This window comes from Streptomyces sp. NPDC048424, from assembly GCF_040651555.1.
Taxonomy (GTDB): domain Bacteria; phylum Actinomycetota; class Actinomycetes; order Streptomycetales; family Streptomycetaceae; genus Streptomyces.
In genome coordinates this window covers 50,212-69,493 of the sequence record NZ_JBEZKE010000037.1, presented here as the reverse complement: position 1 = coordinate 69,493, position 19,282 = coordinate 50,212, and the positions used below count along the sequence as shown (strand labels likewise).

The following is a 19,282-nucleotide window of genomic DNA, read 5'->3' as shown; positions in this document are numbered from 1 at the left end:
GACGACCTCGTCGTCTCCGACTCCGACTGGGCCGACGTCCAGGCGGACACCGGCGAGGTGCGTGCGGGGGCCAAGGACTACCTCGACCACATCAAGCCCCCGCCGCCGAAGGGCAGCGACCCCCGATTGAACGCCGAGTGGTGGAAGGGCCTGTCGGAGGAGGAGCGGGAGGCCTACATCACCCTCCAGCCGGCGAGCGTCGGAGCACTGAACGGGCTCCCTGCGGACGTCCGCGACAGCGCCAACCGAACGGTCCTCGCGGAGAAGCACGGCGCGTACCAGGTGGAGCTGAACGCAATCCCCAAGGAACCGGAGCCCAAGTACCACTACGTCCAGCACGGGCGCGCGTGGATGCGCGAAGAGACCGACGAGTGGAAGTCCTGGAACGACAAGCACGGGGAGCGGAGGGACCACCTGAAGGACCGCCTGCTCGGCATGGAGACCATCCAGAAGCGCTTCGACGCCACCGGCGAGCGGGGGCTGCCCGAGGCGTACCTGCTCGGATTCGACGCCGAGGCGAACAACGACGGCCGCGTGATCCTGGCCAACGGGAATCCGGACACCGCGGACCACACGGCCATCTTCGTGCCGGGCACGAAGACGACGCTGGGGAGCATCGAGGACGAGGCCGCGAAGAGCGACGCCTTGTGGCGCGAGAGCTCACTGCGGACGCCCGGACAGTCGGTGTCGACCATCACCTGGTTCGACTACGACGCCCCCAACACCATCCCCCAGGCCACCCACGACCAGTACGCCGAGAAGGGGGCGCCGACGCTGCGGCGGTTCCTCGACGGCAGCGAGGCGGCCCATCAGTCGGCCAGTGGCGACAGCTCGCACACGACGCTCATCGGCCACAGCTACGGATCCACGCTGATCGGCGACACGGCGAAGTACCGCAGTCCTTACGCCGACACCTGGTGGTCCAACCCCCTGCCGGTCGACGACGTGGTCGTGGTGGGCAGCCCCGGCATGCAGGCGGACCATGCGGAGGACCTGGGGTTCAAGACGAAGCACACGTGGGCCATGGAAGGCGGGGGCGACGACAACTTCGTCACGTGGGGTGGTCGAAACACGGGGCTCGGTGACAACCGCGTCATTCCCACGGACGAGACCTTCGGCGCCAACAAGATGAGAAGCGATTCCCCGGGCCACGGGAACTTCTGGGACGAGGAGGGCGGCGAGCCGTCTCAAAGCCTGCTGAACCAGGCACTCGTCATAGCCGGGCAGTACGAGGAAGTCGACCTGGAGAGGAAGGCCCGCTAGTGGATCGAAGGAACAGGCGCAACGTCACCGCACTGGCGCTCCTGAGCGCCCTGACCCTCACAACAGGATGCTCTTTCATGGACGACGAGACCTCCACCCAGCGCAAGTACACCCCCCAGACCCGCAGTCACCAGGAGGTGGAGGCGGAGGTCGGCGCCCTGTCAAGCAAGGCCCTCGACCTGACCCAGGTCAAGGGGAAGGTGACGGACATGGGACCGGTGACCTATCCCTGCGGCACGAGCGAGGAGAAGAAGAAGGGTCTCCGCTATGTGCGGCACGTCTGGTCCGTCTACGGCGTGGACAACGACACTCTCGACAAGGGCATACAGAGTCTGGGCGCACAGCTGCCGGAGAACGGTTGGAAGGTCGTGAAGAACGGCCCGAACACCAATACCGAGAGCAAGCGGATCGAGGTCTTCGCCGCACACGAGACGACGCACACCCAGCTTGAGGCCACGTGGCTCAAGGGCGCCGGCGGAAGCGAGCCGCTGATCTCCTTCGCCGTGTACTCCCGGTGCTTCCGCGACACCGACCCGAAGTGACCGCCTGCCCCGGACCCGACGGGTCCGGGGCAGGGTCCGCAGCGGCGCTCAGCCGTACATGCTCAGCAGCTGCTCCGCCGACAGTTCGGCGACGGCCTCGGCCGCCGCGCCGGGCAGCGGGAGCTCGAACCAGACCGTCTTGCCGCGGTGGGTCCGGCGGGTGCCCCACCCGGCGGACAGCAGGCCCACGAGCTGGAGGCCCCGGCCGCCCTCGTCGGTGTCGCGGGCCCGCCGCCGGCGCGGCTGCACCAGGTTGGCGTCCCACACCTCGCAGACCAGGGTCCGGTCCAGCAGCAGCCGCAGCCGGATCTCGCCCTCCCCGTACCGCAGCGCGTTGGTGACGAGCTCGCTGACCAGCAGTTCGGTGGTGTCCAGCAGGCCCTCCAGGCCCCAGGCCGGGAGCTTGGCGCGGGCCAGTTCCCGGGCCCGTCCCACGGACCGGGCCTCGCGCGGCAACTGCCAGTCCCCCACCGCGTCCACCGGCAGCCCCTGCACCCGTGCCATCAGCAGGGCGATGTCGTCCTCGCCGTGCCGGGTGTCCAGCGTGTTCAGCACGTGGTCGCAGACGTCCTCCAGCGGGCGGACCGGGTCCGCGAGGGCGGCCCGCAGGCCGCGCAGGCCCTCCTCCAGCGGATGGTCGCGGGACTCCACGAGCCCGTCGGTGTAGAGGGCCAGCAGGGCTCCCTCGGGGAGTTCGACCTCGACCTCCTCGAACGGCTCCCCGCCCACGCCCAGCGGCATCCCGGGCGGCACCTCCAGGAGCAGTGCGGGCCTCGGCTTCCCGCGCTCGTCCGGCGGCTCCACCAGCACGGGCGGCATGTGGCCCGCGTTGGCGATCGTGCAGCGCCGCGTCACCGGGTCGTAGACGGCGTAGACGCAGGTGGCGAGGTAGACCTCGGAGCGGTCGGCGTCCCGCGAGTGCAGGGCCGCCCGCGAGGCCTGCTGGGAGCCGCCGGGGGCACCGAGGCCCCGGGCGATCTCGTCGAGCGCGGTGAGCACCTCCGCCGGTTCGAGGTCCAGCAGTGCGAGGGTCCGTACGGCGGTGCGCAGTTCGCCCATGGCGACGGCGGCGCGCAGTCCCCGGCCCATGACGTCGCCGACGACCAGGGCCGTGCGGTGGCCGGGCAGCTCGATCACGTCGAACCAGTCGCCGCCGACCTCCGTCGCCGCGTTCCCCGGCAGGTACCGGCAGGCGATGTCCAGGCCGGCGGCCTCCGGGTCGCCGGGGGGCAGCAGGCTGCGCTGCAGTATCAACGCCCGCTCGTGCTCGCGCCGGTAGAGCCGTGCGTTGTCGATGCACACGGCGGCCCGGGCGGCGAGTTCCACGGCCACCGCCCGGTCGCGTTCGCCGAAGGGTTCGCTGCCCTTCGTACGGGAGAACTGCGCGAGCCCGACCACGGTGTCGTGGGCGACCATCGGCACGACCAGCGTGGACTGCACGAGGTCCTCCGGTCCGCCGCCCTCGATCAGCCGGGGCCGCGCCGTGCGCAGGGCGAGCGCGCCCGGTGACGCCGCCGGGTACCGGTGGACGTCGCCTACGGAGACGAGCGCGCCCGGACCGGACAGCGGCGCGTCCGAGACGGCGGAGGCGAAGGCCACGCGGCGCAGCGCGGCGGACGGGGTCCGGGCCGGGCCCTGGCCGGGCAGGCTGGGCACGCCCGGGCCCTGCGGCCGTGCGGGCCGGTCGTCGTCGCCGAGCAGCAGCCCCTGGTAGAGGTCGACGGCGGCCAGGTCGCAGAAGCCCGGGACGGTGACGTCGAGGAGTTCCCGGGCGGTGGTCTCCAGGTCGAGGGAGTTCCCGATGCGGTGCCCGGCCTCGTTGAGGAGGGCGAGATTGCGCCGTACCCCGGCGGCCTCGCGGGCGGCGAGGTGGCGGCGGGTGACGTCGGTGCCGATGCCGGCGACGCCGATGGGGCGGCCGGAGCCGCCGTGGACGCGGTAGAGGTTGATGGACCAGTGGCGGTTCTCCCGGCTGCCGGGGGCGGCGCCGGTGATCCGCAGGTCGGTGACCGATTCCCCGGTGTCCAGCACCCGGCGCAGGGCCTCGGCCATCCGGTCGGCCTCGTGTGCCGGCAGGTAGTCGTGCACGGTCCGGCCGCGGTGTTCCTCGACGGCGCCCCCGAAGACGGTGGCGAAGCGGCGGTTGGCCCGCTGCACGGTGAGGTCCGTGCCGAAGAGCAGGAAGCCGAAAGGAGATTGGCCGAATATGGCCTGTGAGGCTGCCAGGTCGGATTCGATGCGCCGCAGCGCGCGGACGTCGACGACGACGCACAGCGCGGCCCGCTCGGCGGTCTCGGTCAGTGTGGGCATCACATAGATCTCGGCCACTCCGTGCGCGCCGTCCCCGCCCGGGATCCGGAAGGGGATCAGGCCGGTCCACTCCTTGCCGTCGAGGATCTCGGCGACCTTGCGGTGCGCGTCGGGGCGCAGCTCGGGCGGCATGAAGGCGTCGACCGGGTCGCGGCCGACGGCCTGTGCGGCGGTCAGACCGAACAGTTCCTCCGCGCGCAGGCTCCACTGGTCGATGTACCCGTCGGGTCCGATCGAGAAGGATGCGACCTTTATGTAGTCATATATCGAGCCAGGCGGGCTGCTGTGCCACAGGGCGTCGTGCCATGTCTCCCGAGGCACGTCGGCCTGATGTGCCTGCGCAGGTATTTCGCTCACGCGACCGTCCCCTCCAGCTCACCGCAACCGGACCGGCCATGACCGCAGTATTCAGCACCACGGCCCCGGACGGCACGGCGTTCACGATCACAGCACGGTCTCGATGATTTCGAGCCATCTCGCGTGATCTCCCCCGGACTCCCGCTCCCGCTGTCACCGGGAGGCTTCACCGGGGGATCCCCCGCCACCGTTCTCCTTGTTACTCACCAGGAAGAGCCAATTCGAACCACACAGTCTTGCCCGACTTCCCGTGGCGGGTCCCCCAGCGCTGCGAGGAGGCGGCGACGAGATGCAGGCCGCGGCCCCCTTCGTCGTCCGCCTCGGCGACGCGTTCGCGGGGCGGATCCGGAAGCGGATCCGAAACCTCCACGAGCAGGGCGGGTCCGCCCGCCGGGCCGTCGGCGGCCGGATTGCGCCGCTCCAGACGGACCCCGATGGGGCCGGAGGCGTACCGCAGGGAGTTGGTGACGAGCTCGCTGACCAGCAGGACGGTCACATCGCCGACGGCTTCCAGGCCCCAGGCGTGCAGGGCGCCGCGTACGGCGTGGCGGGCGGTGCGGACGGCACCGGGCTCGGCGGGAAAGGCCCACTCGGCGCATTCACCGTCTGTGTCGATCACGCCGATCACTTCCCGGGCCAGCAGCGACCCCAGTCCGGTTCGTCTGGGACGAAAGAGGGACGAGATAGGGATTAATAGCGACATACCCGATATTCGGGGCGTCGTACCACTCGATCCCCGCCCACCGGCGCACTGTGGCACAGACGGCCTACGGCGCGAGCGTCACGCGCCCCCGCGCAGCCGGCGTCCGGCCTCGGCGACCGCGGGCCGGTCCTGGTCGAGCCAGTCCACCGACTCCAGCTCCTCCGGCCCGAGCCAGCGCAGCTCGTCGTGGTCCTCCAGCGGCGCCGGCACCCCGGAGAGCAGCCGGGCCGTCCACACGTGCAGGACGAGGCCGGGTTTCAGCGGCCACTCCCCCGGGATCCGCTCCAGCGGCTCGGTCTCCACGCCGAGCTCCTCGCGCAGTTCGCGCACCAGCGCCTCGGGGACGGACTCACCCGGTTCGGCCTTCCCGCCCGGCAGCTCCCAGCGCCCGGCGAGCTCCGGCGGTGCGCTGCGGCGGGCGGCCAGCAGGCGCCCCTCATGACAAAGGGCTCCGCCCACGACCACTCGTACAGTCATGGGCGGAGCCTATGTCAACACTGGATGCTCAGTTCATCGTGGCGGTCTGACCGATCCGCTCGACCCAGTAGAGCTGCTTGTGTCCTCGGTCGTCGAGGCTGTCGACGACCTTCTGGGCCTCGGCCCGGGTGGCGTACCGGCCCACCCGGTAGCGGTTGCCGTTGTCGTCCTGACGTATGACCAGCCACGGGAGCAGGGCACCGCTGTCGTTCATCGCGTTTCACCCTCCGCCGACGTACCTGCCCGGGAAACCGCATTGCGCATATGCCCGAGCTTACGCCCGACCTTTACGGAGCGGATACGGTTTTTCACGAAGAGGTACCTCGCAGGCGTACGCATCCGGCCATGCGTACGAGCGGGCCGTGCGCGCCGGTTCAGACGGGGCGTACCGAGGGCATCGGCAGGATCACCGCGCCGCCCCGCGTCTCCTTGCGGCAGACGTCCCCGCAGGTCGCGTCGAGGGAGCAGCACAGGGAACAGATCGGGCCCGATCGGACAGGGCAGTCGGCGATGTCGGGGAGTTCGTACGCCGCCTCGCAGACCGCGCACTCGTGGGTGGCGGTGATGTCCGGGGCGGCGGCGCCCGGGCCGGTCACGGTGTTGGGCCGGGCCAGGTAGTACTTCCCCCTGGTCATCCAGGCGATCAACGGGCACAGCAGGAGGGCGAGTCCGGCGGCGATGAAGGTGGAGAAGGCCTCGGCGTAGGTGCCGAACAGCCCGAAGAAGGCGAGGATCGAGACGGTCGAGGCGATCACCATCGAGCCGAAACCCGCCGGATTCACGGCGTAGAGGTAGGCGCGCTTGAACTCGATGTAGGGCGGGCTGAGTCCGAGCCGCTTGTTGATCACGAGGTCGGCGGCGACCGCGGCGATCCAGGCGATGCCGACGTTGGAGTAGAAGCCCAGCAGCTTGCCGAGCATCGCGAACATGTTCAGCTCCATCAGCGTCAGCGCGATGCCGAGGTTGAGGAAGATGTACCAGACCCGGCCGGGGTGACGGTGGGTGACGCGGGAGAAGAAGTTCGACCAGGACAGCGATCCGCTGTACGCGTTGGTGACGTTGATCTTGATCTGGGAGACGATCACGAACAGCGCGGCGGCGGGCAGCGCGAAGCCGCCGAGCCACGGCCGCAGGGCCTCGATCTGCGGGGCGATCGGCTCCAGGGCGTGGGTCTTGCCCACCGCCTCCAGGGCGACGAAGGCGAGGAAGGCGCCGCCGAGCTGCTTGGCCGCGCCGATGATCACCCAGCCGGGGCCGGCGGCGAGTACGGCGAGGTTCCACCTCCGGCTGTTGGCCGGGGTCTTGGCGGGCATGAACCGCAGGTAGTCGGCCTGCTCCCCGATCTGCGCGATCAGCGAGAGCGCGATGCCGGTCCCGAACCCGAAGCCGATCCACGAGAACCCGGACCCGGCGCCCTCGGTCCCGCCGAAGTCGGCGAAGGCGCCCCACGCGTCGGGGGCGTGGAAGGCGAGCACCACGAAGGGCAGCACCAGCCCGATCAGCCAGACCGGCTGGGTCCAGGCCTGCACCTTGGCGAGGGCGCCCATGCCGCGGAAGACGATGGGGATCACGATGAGGGTCGTGACCAGGTAGCCGATCTCGACGGGCAGGCCGAAGGCCTGGTGCATGGCCTGGGCCATGATCGAGCCTTCGAGCGCGAAGAAGATGAAGGTGAAGGAGGCGTAGATGAGGGAGGTCAGGGTGGAGCCGAAGTACCCGAAGCCCGCGCCGCGCGTCACCAGGTCCATGTCCAGGCCGTACGTGGCGCACGCGCGCGCGATCGGGATGCCGGTCAGGAAGATGACCACGGCGGCGGCCAGGATCGCGGCGGCCCCGCTGGTGAATCCGTAGGCGAAGACGATGGAGGCGCCGATGGCGAAGTCGGCGAGGTAGGCGATGCCGCCGAGGGCGGTACCGGCGACGGTGCCCGGGCCCCAGCGGCGGAAGGAGTGGGGCGCGTATCTGAGCGAGTAGTCCTCGCGGCTCTCGTCGGCGGCGAGTTTCGCGTACGTACGGGTCGGCGGTGCCGCGGTGGCGGTGTCGGTCATACCGCCGGACGGTAGAGCCGTGATGTGACGCCCCGTCACCCTCGGGCATTGCCCGGCGGTTACACCCCCGCCCCCCTCGTCACGACGGGGTTACACCCCCCGCGACCCGCTGTCCGCTCACCGGTGCGGACCGCGGTCGGGGGCCGGCCCCCGAACCCCCGCGCCTCAATCGCCGGCGGGGCTGTCTTTCAGCCCCTCCGGCGATTGAGGAGCGGGGTACGCGGCGGAGCCCCGGTCTTTCAGCCCCGCCGGCGATTGAGGCGCGGGGGTCTGGGGGCGGAGCCCCCGGCAGCGGCGGCGCGGCGCGTGCCCGGCAGGCGGCCTAGCGGACCGGCAGGTGGTACGACAGCCGGTAGCGGTCCGCCGGGACAACCACGTCCGCGGTCTCCACGGCGCGCCCGGAGGCGAAGTACGTGCGGCCGATCACCAGCACCACGTGCCCCGGCACCCCGCCCAGCTGCACGAGCTCCTCCGCCAGGCCCGGCCGCGCGCCGACCTCCTCGACCACGTTGTCCACGACGACGTCGATCGCGGCCATCCGGTCCACCACCCCGGAGCCGCCCAGCGGCCCCTCCTCCGGCAGCATCACCGGGGTCCGGCCGGTCACGGCGAGCGGCTCCCAGGAGGTCGACAGCATCATCGCCTCGCCCGCGTCGCGGAAGACGTACCGCGTCCGCATCACCCGCTCGCCCGGCTCGATGCCGAGCCGCTTCGCGATCTCGGCGGGCGCGCCCGCCTGTTCGCTGCTCGACTCCCACGTGCCGCGCGCCCCCGCGTCCGCCTGCTCCTGCCGGAACGGCGTGGACGTGCCGCCCGTGCGGTAGCCGGAGCGGGCCACGCGCCGCGGGACCGGCTGTTCCCGTACGTACGTACCGGAGCCGGACCGGCCCTCGACCAGCCCCTCCGCCATGAGGACCTTGCGCGCCTCCAGGGCCACGGTGTCGGAGACCCCGTACTCCTCGCGGATACGGGCTTGGGACGGGAGCCGGGCGTGCGGGGGCAGAGAACCGTCGACGATCTTCCGTCGAAGATCCCCGGCCACGCGCAGATAGGCCGGCTGCTCACCGAAAGTCACTGGCCACTCCCATCAGGTTGACAGACAGCTACACCCTGGCAACCGACGGTTGTAGACCGCAAGCAAGGGCCAGAGTTTCACCCGAAGTGATGAAGCCAGGTCACTCAAACCCGTTACCGCGCGTTACCCGGACGACGTCACACCGACTCGGTCGAGGGCTCCCGGCCGGGCCCGCCGTCGGGGTCCTCCGGGCCGTTCTGGCCGTCCTCCAGCCACGGCGGGATCGCCATCGAAAGCCCGTACGCGCCGCGCAGCGCCTGCTCCGTCTCCATGGACATCGAGGCCAGCGCCCGGTCCCACTGCTTGTCGAACTCCCCCGGCGTCTTCGCCTGCGAGGCGCGCAGCCACTGCGCGCGTGCCGCCTCGATCTCCTTGAGCTGCGCCGGGACCGTCTTCTCCAGCCCCGGCCGGCCCGCGTGACCCTGGAGCACCTTCGCCTCTTCGCCCAGTGCCGCGTGGATCCGGCGCGCCCACGCCTGGTGCTCGCCCAGTGCCTCGTCGACCTCCTTCTCGGGGGCCCGGCCCAGGGCGAACTCGACGGCGTTGGCGGCCCGCAGGAAGGCCACCTGCTCGGGCTTCAGCTTTCCGGAGTCCTGGCGCAGGCTGCCCCGCCCCTCCGGCTCGGTCGTGCCGATCACGCAGAGCAGCAGCCGGTCCCCCTGGCTCCAGGACTGGCGGGAGGGCGCGTAGTAGAACATCTCCGCGTGGTCGGGCAGCGCCCACGTGTCCATGGCGTACTCGTCCTGGGCCTGCCAGCACGTGTCCTCGGAGGCGCGGTCGGCCGCGGCCGACCCGGGGGCGTCCGGCCCGTCGAGCCGCTTCCTCGCGGTGACCTCGCCGTGGTGCTTCTCCACGCAGTCGATCCGGTACATCAGGGGGTGCTCGTCGAGGAGTTCACCGTCCTCGACGTTGAAGCAGTCGCCCGCCCGCAGCTCGTCGATGTCCGTGAGCTCGCCCTCGACCTCGACCTCGGTGTACTCGCCCAGTCCGTCGAAGCGGTCCTCGACCGCCGTGGCGACCCGGTCCGCGGCGAAGACCAGCACCCCGGTCATCACCACCGACAGCGCGAGGCCCGCGATCGCCAGGACCTTCCCGCGCTCCCGCCGCTTCGAGATCTGCACGAGGGCCGCGATGCCGAAGCCGATGCCGAGCGGCGCGAAGCACAGCAGCCCGGACAGGAAGGAGGCGAGCGCGAAACCGTTGAGCGGCGGCGGTTGCTGCGGCTGCCCGTATCCGGGCGGTGGCCCCCAGGCCTGCTGCGGGGGCGGCGGGGGCCAGGAGTGGCCCGGTCCGGGAGGAGGACTCGGCGGGGTGCTCACGGGGTCTGACTCCATCGCAGGGGGCGTCACGCGCGAACGATGCGCACGAACGAATGCGCGAATAGTACGCAGCGGGGGCGACCGTCGTGTCGGTCGCCCCCGCTGTTGTCCACGGCGCGGTCAGTGCCCGCCGGCCCTACTGCTCGGATATCTCTCGGGCAGCGCTCAGAACTGGAGCGCCCAGGAGTCGATCTTCCCGGTGTCGGCCGTCGCGTTGTCGTTCACGCGCAGCTTCCAGACGCCGTTCGCCGTCTCCGCCGAGGCGTTCACGGTGAAGGTCCGGACGATGTTGTCGGTGGCGCCGTTGGCCCGGTTGTGCAGGGTGTAGACGGTGCCGTCGGGCGCGACCAGGTCCACCTTGAGGTCACCGATGTACGTGTGCTTGATGTCGACCGGGACCTTCAGCGTCGCCGGGGCGTTGCCGGTGACACCGCTGACCGTGATCGGGGACTCGACGGTCGCGTGGTCGTTGATCGCGAAGTCCGCGGTGTTCTCGAAGCGCTTGCCCGGCGGGACGGGGCCCTGGGCGCCGACGTACAGCAGGCGGTTCGGGGAACCGGTGCCCGGGCCGGTCACCACGTCCGGGGTGGCGGAGTTGACCAGCGCCGTGGCCACCTGGGCCGGGGTGCTGGCCGGGTTCTGCGAGAGGTAGACGGCGGCCGCGCCCGTAACGTGCGGGGTGGCCATCGACGTGCCGTTGATGGTGTTGGTGGCGGTGTCGCCCGTGCCCCACGCGGAGGTGATGGAGGAGCCCGGCGCGAAGATGTCCAGGACGGAGCCGTAGTTGGAGTAGCTCGCCTTGGCGTCGGTGCTGGTGGTGGCGCCGACCGTGATGGCCTCGGTGACGCGCGCCGGGGACTTGCCGGAGGCGTTGCTCGACTCGTTGCCCGCGGCCACGGCATAGGTGATGCCGGAGGCTATGGAGTTGCGGACGGCCGCGTCGAGCGCGGAGTCCGCGCCGCCGCCGAGGGACATGTTGGCGACGGCCGGCTTGACGGCGTTCTGGGTCACCCAGTCGATGCCCGCGACGACCTGGGCCGTCGTACCGGAGCCGCTGTTGTCGAGCACGCGCACGCCGACGATCTTGGCCTTCTTGGCCACGCCGTACGTGCCGCCCGCGACGGTGCCGGCGACGTGCGTGCCGTGGCCGTTGCCGTCCTGGGCGGTGTTGTCGTTGTCGATGGCGTCGTAGCCGTAGGAGGCACGGCCACCGAAGTCCTGGTGCGTGATCCGGACACCGGTGTCGATGACGTACGCGGTGACGCCCTCGCCCGCCTGGTCCGGGTAGGTGTAGCTCTGGTTGAGCGGGAGCGCGCGCTGGTCGACGCGGTCCAGACCCCAGGACGGCGGGTTGGGCTGGGTGGCGCTGACCGTGAAGGTACGGTTCTGCACGACCGACTTGACCGCCGGGTCGGCGGCGAGCTTCTTGGCCTGCGCCTCGGAGACCTCGACGGAGTAGCCGTTGAGGGCCGCGCTGTACGTCTTGTCGATCTTCGCGCCGTAGCGCTTCGCGACGGCCTTGCCGCTCGGGGCGGTCGAGCGGGCGGCGGTGTCGTTCAGGGTCACGATGTAGCTGCCGGGCACCGATCCGGGGGCTCCGGCGTTCTGGATCACGCCCCGCACGCCGATGTCGGCGGCCGAGGCGGGCAGCGCGGCGGCCGAGCCGAGCGCGAGGGCCACGACGGCGGTCGCGCTGATGCCGGCGATTTTCCGGCTCGTGTGACGCATCACGGGCATGTGACGGGTCCTCCTCATAGGTGGTGCGTTGCGGGGGGTGGAGCGGTGCCGCGCAAGCGTGGCCATGACAAAGCAGATGGCCCAACGGGCTGCCGCCTTCGAAAGGTTGACCCAGCCCCGGCGCGACCCACAAGAGGACAACGGATGCGTAACATCCGTGCCATACAGCGGCCATGATCGAGCGAAGGCGATCCGCACATGACGCACGCAACCCCCGGTTACGTCTGCTCCGAGGACGGTACACGCGCGGACGTCCGGACTGCGCCTTGGGGGTGCCCGGTCTGTGGCGGACCCTGGGACCTCGATTTCACGCCGGATCCGGCCGCGCCCCTGGAGCCCGCCGCCGGGCCGAATTCGCTGTGGCGGTACGGGTCCGCGCTGCCCCTGCCGGGGGCGTTCTCCCTGTCACTGGCGGAGGGCCACACTCCGCTGGTTCCGCTGGCGGAGCGGGTTCACGCCAAGCTCGACTTCCTGATGCCGACGCTGTCGTTCAAGGACCGGGGCGCGGTGATGCTCGTGGAACTGGCCCGGCGGCTGGCTCCGGAGCGCGTCGTGGCGGACAGCAGCGGCAACGCGGGGACCTCGATCGCGGCGTACTGCGCGCGGGCCGGGCTCGATTGTGAAATCCATGTGCCCGAGGGCACATCGGAGAAGAAAACGGAACAGATGCGGGCGCACGGGGCAGCCGTGCGCGTGATCCCCGGCGGGCGCGAGGCCGCCGCGCAGTCCGCGCGCAAAGAGGCGGACTCGCCCGGGGTGTTCTACGCGAGCCACGTCTTCAACCCGTACTTCCTGCACGGGACCAAGACGTACGTGTACGAGGTGTGGGAGGAACTGGGCGGGCGGCTGCCGGAGGTGCTGGTGGTGCCGGTGGGCAACGGGACCCTGCTGCTGGGGGCCGCGCTGGCCGTGGAGGAACTGGCCCGGCGCGGGGTGCGGCCGCCGGCGCTGATCGCGGTGCAGTCGGCGGCGGTGGCCCCGCTGGCCACGGCCTTCGCGGCCGGCGCCGAGGACGCGGATCCGGTTCCGCAGCTGCCGACCCTGGCCGAGGGGATCGCGATCCCCGCGCCGCCGCGCGCCCGGCAGATCCTGGCCGCGGTCCGCAAGTCCGGCGGCACCTTCCTGACGGTCCCGGACGACCGCCTCCGCGAGGCCCAGCGGGACCTGGCCCGGCGCGGCCTCTTCGTCGAACCGACGGCGGCGGCGTGCTGGGCAGCGGTGGGCCCCGGCGCCCCCGCCGACCCCCTGCAGGGCCGCACCGCGGTCATCCCCCTCTGCGGCGCCGGCGCGAAGACGGGCCTGGCCCGCTAGGCCGACCGTCTGGGCTCCGCCCGAACCCGGCACCGGTAAGCCCCTGCGGGCCGCCCTCCTGGGCTCCGCCCAGCCCCGCGCCTCAAACGCCGGCGGGGCTGGATTGGGCTGCTGCCGTCCTTTTGGTGCAGCTGGCCCGCTTGTACGGCAAGCTGCGCCTTGCAGGGGCCGGTGCAGCCAGACGACGCAGATCGCGCCCCCACCCGCACGGTCCGGCCTCGGCCGGCATCATCCAGCCGCGCCGGCGTTTGAGGCGGGGGCGCGGAGCGCCGTACGGGGTCCCGGGCGGAGCCCCGTTCCCTCGGGCCCGGCCTTGATGTCGGAAAACCGCGAGTCCGGGCGCGTCCGGTCTGGTGGAGTGGGCCCATGACCACGAATCCTGACCTCACCGCCAAGGCCACCGCGTTCGCGGAACTGCACACCCCCGCGCACCCCCTCGCCCTCGCCAACGCCTGGGACGTCGCCAGCGCCCGCATCGTCGAGGCCACCGGCGCCCCCGCCGTCGCCACCACCAGCGCCGGCGTCGCCTGGTCGCTGGGCTCGCCCGACGGCGACGCGCTCGCCCGCGACCGGGCCCTCGACCTCGTCGCCCGCGTGGTCAGCGCGGTCTCCGTCCCCGTCACCGCCGACATCGAGGGCGGGTTCGGCGCCGACGCCGACGCCGTGGGCGAGACCGTCGCCGGGGTGCTCGCCGCCGGCGCGGTCGGCATCAACATCGAGGACGGCCCCCACCGCACCCCGGCGGAGATGGCCGAACGCCTGGCCGCCGCCCGGGCCGCGGCCGACGCCGCCGGGGTGCCGCTCTACATCAACGCCCGCGTCGACACGTACCTCAGGGGACTCGGCGACCCGGCCACCCGCCTCGACGAGACCCTGGCCCGCGCCGCCGCCTACCTCCGCGCCGGAGCCACCGGCGTCTTCGTGCCCGGCGTGCTCGACCCCGCGACCGTCGCCGAGCTCGCCAAGGGCATCGACGCCCCCCTCAACGTCCTCCTCGGCCCCGACGCCCCGGCCGTCGCGGCCCTCGGCGCCCTCGGCGTGTCCCGCGTCAGCCTCGGCTCCTGGGTCGCCGAAGCCGCGTACGCCGTGGTGCGCCGCGCCGCCGAGGAGCTGCTCTCCGACGGGACCTACGGAGCCCTCGCGCACTCCCTCCCGTACGGCGATCTGAACGCCCTGCTCAAGGGCTGAGATATCCGGAAGCCTGCATGGGGCAACGACCATAGGATCCCGTCATGGGCAGATCGACTCGGGTGGACGACACGACGGCGGCCGCCACGGCGCGCGGCAGGACGAGCGGCGCGGTCTGGTTCGCCCTCAGCCTCGTCTACGTCGTCTGGGGCTCGACCTACCTCGGCATCCGGATCGTCGTCGAGACCATGCCGCCCTTCCTCTCCGCCGGAGCCCGGTTCATCACGGCCGGTCTGCTGCTCGCCGGCGCCGTCGCCTGGCGGTACGGTCCGGGCGCGCTCAGGGTCACCCGTGCCCAGCTCGGCTCGGCGGTCCTGGTCGGCCTGCTGCTGGTCCTCGGCGGCAACGGCCTGGTCGTGCTCGCCGAGACCTCCGTGCCGTCCGGCCTGGCCGCACTCCTGATCGCGGCGGTACCGATGTGGCTGGTGGTGCTGCGGGCGAGCACCGGTGACCGGCCGCCGCTGCGCACCCTGGGCGGGGTGCTCGTCGGCCTGGCCGGGCTGGCGGTGCTGACCAGTCCGGGCCTCAGCGGGACGGTGCGGCTGTCGGGGGTGCTGCTGGTGCTGGCGGCGTCCGTCCTGTGGTCGCTGGGCTCGTTCTCCGCGTCGAAGCTGACGCTGCCGGACAACCCCTTCGCCGGCAGCGCGTACCAGATGCTCGCCGGCGGAGTGGGCGGGGTGGTCGTCGGCCTGGCGCGCGGCGAGCAGCACGGTCTGGATCCGGCGGCGTTCTCCACCGCCTCCTGGCTGGGCCTGGGCTACCTGGTGCTCTTCGGCTCGCTCGTCGGTTTCACCTCATACGTGTGGCTGCTCCGGGCCGCGCCGCTGTCGCTGGTGGCCACGTACGCGTACGTCAATCCGGTCGTGGCCGTCGCGCTCGGCGCGCTGATCCTCGGCGAGGCCCTGACCTGGCCGATCGTGGTCGGCGGCGCGATCGTCGTGGCGGCGGTGGGCGTGATCGTCAGCACGGAGCGCAAGAAGTAGCGAGCCCGGGTCTGGGGGCACCTCCCAGCGGTAGCCGGGGGAGCGGCGCGGGCCTGGGGGCACCTCCCAGCGGTAGCCGGGGGAGCAAGATCGGGAAGAGACGGCCTAGCCCCGCGCGGCCTTCTCGTAGAGGGCCTTCGCGTGCTCGTCGAACAGCGCGGCCGTGGAGTCCACGTCCGTGTCCCCGCCGCTCAGCACCCCGATCAGCCGCCCGGCGTGCTCCGCCCCGCCCCGGTCGGCGATCCAGGGGCTGCCGCTGGTCCCAGTCCAGAACCCGGCGCAGCTCATGTAGAGCATGTCGGGATCGTCGTCGTCGTGGCGGGTCTGCGTGGTGCAGGAGACGGGCTTGTTCTGCGGGTTGTGCTCCGACTCCGGATAGCCGACGACGGTCACGTCCCGTTCGTACCCGGAGGTCCATTCCGGCTTCGGGGCCTCGGCGCGGCCGCCGACGGCGTCCTGGACGCTGCGCCCGTCGTCGTCCGGCGCGATGGTGAGGAAGGCGAAGTCGGCGGTGTCCTCGCCCCACTTCGTCCAGCGGTCGTCCACGTGGATCGAGCGGACCTTCCACACCCCGAGGGGCTGGCTGCCGGCGCCCTCGCCGGAGAAGGCGGGGGCGAAGGAGAGCTCGCCGATGGCGAGGCCGTCGTGGGCCACCTCGCCCGGCCGGCCGTCCTCGCCGGCGGGGGCCACGCAGTGGGCGGCGGTGGCGACGACGTTGCCCTTCGGGCTGTCGACGACGCTCGCCGTGCACCAGTGCTCGCCGCCCGCCATGAGGACCCCGACGGTGGGGAAGGGCAGCACGGGCCGGTCCCCGGGCGCCTTGAGGAACGCGACGGCGCACACCGCCGCGATTCCCGCGGCGGCGGCCGCGTAGGCCCCCCTCACCACCGTGCTCATGGCACGGCGGGCTCGGGTGTCGGTCCCTTCATCACCTTGCTGATCCACTCCAGAGCGCCCTCCCTCATACCGCGCACGTACGACTTCCCGTTGTGCTCACCATCCTGGATCACCTGGAGCTGGGTGTGCACGGGGCCCCTCCCGTAGTCGCTCATGAACTTCTCGGCCTTGTCGCGGCCGCTCTCCGCGGTGCCGATCTGGAAGTTGATGTAGACGTCCGGACCACCCGCCTTGATCAGCTTCTCGGCGAGCTTCTCGGGGTTGTTCTCGTCCATGGCCTGCGTGTTCCCCTTCCACAGCGGGGAATCGGGGACGATGTCGACCCCGCTCGCGATGGCGGCCTTGAACCGGTCGGGGTACTTCAGGACGTGCTTGAAGGCGCCGAACCCGCCGGCGGAGGAGCCCATGAAGGCCCACCCGTCGCGGGAGGTGAAGGTCCGGAAATTGGCCTTCGTGAAATCGGGGACGTCTTCGACCATCCAGGTGCCCATCTTGGGCTCTCCGGGGATGTCCGAGGCGTCGAAGTGGTGCTTGGTGTCCGCGTTGTGCACCGGCATGACGAGGATGAACGGCAGGCTGGTACCGGCCTTGGCCCCGTCGCTCACGGCCTTCTGCAGGCCGAGGCCGGGGCCGGTCCCCCAGTAGTTCGTGGGGTAGCCGCGGCCGCCGGGCAGGGAGATCAGGACCGGGAAGCCGCTCTTGGCGTACCTCGGGTCGTCGTACTCCTTGGGCACCCACACCCACACGTCGCCGGTGAAGCCGGACTTCTTGCCGGTGAGGGTGGTCCGGCCGATCTGTGTGCCGTCGGGCAGCCGGTAGGTGCGGACGAAGTGGGCCGCCGGCCCGGTGGGCATGAGCACTTCCGGCGGAACGTCGGAGGCGGCGACGGCCTTCTCCTGGACCTTCCCGAAGGAGACCGGATCCCCTATGTCGGAGAAGACGCCGAGCTTGTACGCGGCCGCGCCCCCGGCGAGGGTGAGGGCGAGTCCGCTGCTGATCAGAATCAGGCGCAGGCGGTGGGGGCGACGGCTGCTGCCCTTGGTCATGGGGCTGCCGTCGCCTTGCTGGTCATGCTGCACGGTTGTTGTCCCGTTCCTTCTCCGGCGCTCACCTCGGAGCGCGGGTCGGACCGATCGGTCCCCCTTACACCCTTTACAGAGGTATGAACGACAGGATGGGTTGCCTGGGACGGGCGGGACGTGGTGAGCACCACGTGGCGGCCGAACGGCGACCGAACAACGGCCGAACGGCGGCCACGCGGTGCCCGCGGAGGGGTCGACGCAGGGGTCGGCGCGGGGGTCGACGCAAGGGTCGGCGCAGGGGTCAGCCGGCTTCGGGCTTCGGGCCCTTCAGCACCTTGCTGACCCATTCCAGGGAGCCTTCCTTCATGCCCCGGACGTAGTGCCAGCCGTTGTGCTCGCCGTTCTGGATGTCGCGGATGGTGATCTTGACGGGTCCCTTGCCGTACTGCTGCTGGAACTTCGTCATCCGCTCCTTCCCGCTCTCCTTCGTGCCGATCTGGAAGTTGATGTAGACCTCGGGGCCGTTGGTGTCGATCAGCTTCTTCGCGAGCTTCTCGGGGTTGTTCGCGTCCATCTCCGCCTGGTGGCCCTTCCACAGCGGGGAATCGGGAACGATCTCGCCGCCGCTGGCGATCACGGCCTTGAACCGGTCCGGGTGCTGGAGGACCGTCTTCATGCCGACGAAGGCACCGGAGGAGGAGCCCATGAAGGCCCAGCCGTCGCGGGACTTGTACGTACGGAAGTTGGCCTTGGCGAAGTCCGGGACGTCCTCGGCCATCCAGGTGCCCATCTTGGCCTGGCCGGGGATGTCGGAGCCGTCGTAGTAGTACTTGGCGTCCGGGTTGAGCACGGGCATGATCACGATGAACGGCAGGCTGGTACCGGCCTGGACGCCGTCGCTGATGGCCTTCTGGAGGCCGAGGCTGCGGTCGGACCAGTAGTTGGCCGGGAAGCCGTTGCCGCCGGGGAGCGCGATGAGCACCGGGAAGCCGCTCTTGGCGTACTTGGGGTCGTCGTACTCCTTGGGCGCCCACACCCATACGTCGCCCTCGAAGCCGGACTTCGCGCCCGCGAGGCGGGTCTTGGCGATGATCGTGCCGTCGTCGAGCTTGGTCGTCTGCTTGAAGTCGGACTTCGGGCCGGCCGGCATGAGCACGTCCGGGTCGCCGGAGGGCTTGGCCGGGGTGGCGGGCGCGCCCGGCTCGGACTTCTCCGCGGCCGGCGGCGGGTTCTTGCCGAAGCTCACCGCCTCGCCGTTGCCGGAGAACCAGTCGAGCTTCCAGGCGGCGAACCCGCCGCCGAGCAGGAGCGCGAGGGCGACCACCCCGCTGATCCATATTCGGCGCCGGGAGCGCTTGGGCTGCGCGGGCGCCTGCTGCTGATGCTCCTCCTGCGCCTGCTGCTCCTGGTAGCCCTGGTGCTGCGGGTACTGGTGCACGAACTTCGCTCCGAACGGTCTTGACTGCCCCCGAGGGCAGAACGGCTGGGCATCCCCTAGTGCTGATGCGCGAAAACCCCCGGACAGTTCCAAATCCAAGCAAAATCACGGCGGGGATCGACTGGGATCGGTGGGGATCTTTGGGGATCTCGGTGGAACGGGCGGCTCTCAGCGCTGGGCGTCGAGCACTTCCGCGCACCGCCCGAGCAACTCGATGAGCAACTCCCTTTCCTCCGCGCTGAACGCGGCCGCGAGCGCCCGCTCCACCCGTACCGCCCCGGTGTCCGCCAGCTCCATCACCGCCCGCCCCTCGTCGGTGAGCCGGGTCTCCAGCACGTTGCGGTGCCATTCGTGCGGGGTCCGCTCGATGAGGCCGCGCTCCTGGAGGTTCTTCAGGACGGTGTTCATGGTCGGCGGCGTCACCCCGCACAGCCGGGCGAGCGCGGCCGCGGAGATGCCGGGCTTCTCGGCCAGCCAGAGCAGCGCGGCGTACTGCGGAACCGTTACTGCGGCCGGCTTGCACGCAACGTTCTTCGCCGCGAGAAGTGCCTGCTCGGCGCGCTTGATGTGCGCACCGATGCGCTCCTCGGGGGGCATGGAGGTCATTCCCGC

At 71.3% G+C, this 19,282-nt stretch carries 17 protein-coding genes; 5 read left to right on the top strand and 12 right to left on the bottom strand.

Annotated features, from left to right (window positions below; genetic code table 11):
* The coding region (locus AB0D29_RS33875; protein ID WP_362859522.1) for an alpha/beta hydrolase at positions 1–1,263 on the top strand (1,263 nt) is incomplete at its 5' end.
* Positions 1,264–1,340: 77 nt separating this feature from the next.
* Positions 1,341–1,805: a hypothetical protein gene (locus AB0D29_RS33870; protein WP_362859521.1), complete on the top strand. Its 465-nt coding sequence runs from the start codon at positions 1,341–1,343 to the stop codon at positions 1,803–1,805.
* A gap of 48 nt (positions 1,806–1,853) precedes the next feature.
* On the opposite strand, the gene AB0D29_RS33865 is transcribed toward AB0D29_RS33870, so the two are convergent.
* The 8 genes from AB0D29_RS33865 to AB0D29_RS33830 all read right to left on the bottom strand — a co-directional run bounded on the left by AB0D29_RS33865 (position 1,854) and on the right by AB0D29_RS33830 (position 11,831).
* Entirely contained in the window at positions 1,854–4,463 is a 2,610-nt protein-coding gene (locus tag AB0D29_RS33865; protein WP_362797625.1) for a SpoIIE family protein phosphatase, read from the bottom strand.
* A 208-nt stretch (positions 4,464–4,671) separates the two neighbouring features.
* The gene (locus AB0D29_RS33860) at positions 4,672–5,100 is read right to left on the bottom strand and encodes an ATP-binding protein (protein WP_362859520.1); all 429 of its coding nucleotides are present in this window, start codon (positions 5,098–5,100) and stop codon (positions 4,672–4,674) included.
* Between the two features lie 153 nt (positions 5,101–5,253).
* Positions 5,254–5,652, bottom strand: a complete 399-nt coding sequence (locus AB0D29_RS33855) for a (deoxy)nucleoside triphosphate pyrophosphohydrolase (protein ID WP_351297853.1) — start codon at positions 5,650–5,652, stop codon at positions 5,254–5,256.
* A 28-nt stretch (positions 5,653–5,680) separates the two neighbouring features.
* The gene (locus tag AB0D29_RS33850; RefSeq protein ID WP_030029543.1) at positions 5,681–5,866 is read right to left on the bottom strand and encodes an SPOR domain-containing protein; all 186 of its coding nucleotides are present in this window, start codon (positions 5,864–5,866) and stop codon (positions 5,681–5,683) included.
* A 160-nt stretch (positions 5,867–6,026) separates the two neighbouring features.
* On the bottom strand, positions 6,027–7,700 hold the full coding sequence (locus tag AB0D29_RS33845) for a hypothetical protein (RefSeq protein WP_362859518.1): 1,674 nt from the start codon (positions 7,698–7,700) through the stop codon (positions 6,027–6,029).
* 322 nt (positions 7,701–8,022) lie between these two features.
* Positions 8,023–8,775: a GntR family transcriptional regulator gene (locus tag AB0D29_RS33840; protein ID WP_362859517.1), complete on the bottom strand. Its 753-nt coding sequence runs from the start codon at positions 8,773–8,775 to the stop codon at positions 8,023–8,025.
* Positions 8,776–8,912: 137 nt separating this feature from the next.
* Positions 8,913–10,094, bottom strand: a complete 1,182-nt coding sequence (locus AB0D29_RS33835) for a DUF4190 domain-containing protein (RefSeq protein ID WP_362859515.1) — start codon at positions 10,092–10,094, stop codon at positions 8,913–8,915.
* 165 nt (positions 10,095–10,259) lie between these two features.
* Positions 10,260–11,831, bottom strand: coding sequence for a S8 family peptidase (locus AB0D29_RS33830; protein ID WP_362859514.1), 1,572 nt, complete (start codon positions 11,829–11,831; stop codon positions 10,260–10,262).
* A 198-nt stretch (positions 11,832–12,029) separates the two neighbouring features.
* On the opposite strand from AB0D29_RS33830, the gene AB0D29_RS33825 reads away from it, so the two are divergent.
* From AB0D29_RS33825 to AB0D29_RS33815, 3 genes are all read left to right on the top strand, one after another.
* Entirely contained in the window at positions 12,030–13,142 is a 1,113-nt protein-coding gene (locus AB0D29_RS33825; protein WP_362859512.1) for a threonine synthase, read from the top strand.
* 366 nt (positions 13,143–13,508) lie between these two features.
* The gene (locus tag AB0D29_RS33820) at positions 13,509–14,330 is read left to right on the top strand and encodes an isocitrate lyase/phosphoenolpyruvate mutase family protein (RefSeq protein WP_362859511.1); all 822 of its coding nucleotides are present in this window, start codon (positions 13,509–13,511) and stop codon (positions 14,328–14,330) included.
* Between the two features lie 44 nt (positions 14,331–14,374).
* Positions 14,375–15,313 (top strand): EamA family transporter, encoded by a 939-nt coding sequence (locus tag AB0D29_RS33815; protein WP_362859510.1) that lies wholly within the window; start codon positions 14,375–14,377, stop codon positions 15,311–15,313.
* A 105-nt stretch (positions 15,314–15,418) separates the two neighbouring features.
* Here the strand turns inward: AB0D29_RS33815 and AB0D29_RS33810 are convergent, their stop codons facing one another.
* The 4 genes from AB0D29_RS33810 to AB0D29_RS33795 form a co-directional block, all read right to left on the bottom strand.
* On the bottom strand, positions 15,419–16,210 hold the full coding sequence (locus tag AB0D29_RS33810; protein ID WP_362859509.1) for a trypsin-like peptidase domain-containing protein: 792 nt from the start codon (positions 16,208–16,210) through the stop codon (positions 15,419–15,421).
* Positions 16,207–17,289 (bottom strand): alpha/beta hydrolase-fold protein, encoded by a 1,083-nt coding sequence (locus AB0D29_RS33805; protein ID WP_362859508.1) that lies wholly within the window; start codon positions 17,287–17,289, stop codon positions 16,207–16,209. The genes AB0D29_RS33810 and AB0D29_RS33805 overlap by 4 nt, the downstream gene beginning before the upstream one ends.
* Before the next feature lie 244 nt (positions 17,290–17,533).
* On the bottom strand, positions 17,534–18,670 hold the full coding sequence (locus AB0D29_RS33800; protein ID WP_362859507.1) for an alpha/beta hydrolase-fold protein: 1,137 nt from the start codon (positions 18,668–18,670) through the stop codon (positions 17,534–17,536).
* 168 nt (positions 18,671–18,838) lie between these two features.
* Positions 18,839–19,276, bottom strand: a complete 438-nt coding sequence (locus tag AB0D29_RS33795) for a MarR family transcriptional regulator (protein ID WP_362859505.1) — start codon at positions 19,274–19,276, stop codon at positions 18,839–18,841.
* Positions 19,277–19,282 lie beyond the last annotated feature (6 nt).

Coding starts and splice junctions, on each gene's coding strand:
- AB0D29_RS33870 (WP_362859521.1), top strand. CDS start 1,341: ATGGACGACGAGACCTCCACCCAGCGCAAGTACACCCCCCAGACCCGC.
- AB0D29_RS33855 (WP_351297853.1), bottom strand. CDS start 5,652: ATGACTGTACGAGTGGTCGTGGGCGGAGCCCTTTGTCATGAGGGGCGC.
- AB0D29_RS33850 (WP_030029543.1), bottom strand. CDS start 5,866: ATGAACGACAGCGGTGCCCTGCTCCCGTGGCTGGTCATACGTCAGGAC.
- AB0D29_RS33845 (WP_362859518.1), bottom strand. CDS start 7,700: ATGACCGACACCGCCACCGCGGCACCGCCGACCCGTACGTACGCGAAA.
- AB0D29_RS33830 (WP_362859514.1), bottom strand. CDS start 11,831: ATGCCCGTGATGCGTCACACGAGCCGGAAAATCGCCGGCATCAGCGCG.
- AB0D29_RS33825 (WP_362859512.1), top strand. CDS start 12,030: ATGACGCACGCAACCCCCGGTTACGTCTGCTCCGAGGACGGTACACGC.
- AB0D29_RS33820 (WP_362859511.1), top strand. CDS start 13,509: ATGACCACGAATCCTGACCTCACCGCCAAGGCCACCGCGTTCGCGGAA.
- AB0D29_RS33815 (WP_362859510.1), top strand. CDS start 14,375: ATGGGCAGATCGACTCGGGTGGACGACACGACGGCGGCCGCCACGGCG.
- AB0D29_RS33810 (WP_362859509.1), bottom strand. CDS start 16,210: ATGAGCACGGTGGTGAGGGGGGCCTACGCGGCCGCCGCCGCGGGAATC.
- AB0D29_RS33795 (WP_362859505.1), bottom strand. CDS start 19,276: ATGACCTCCATGCCCCCCGAGGAGCGCATCGGTGCGCACATCAAGCGC.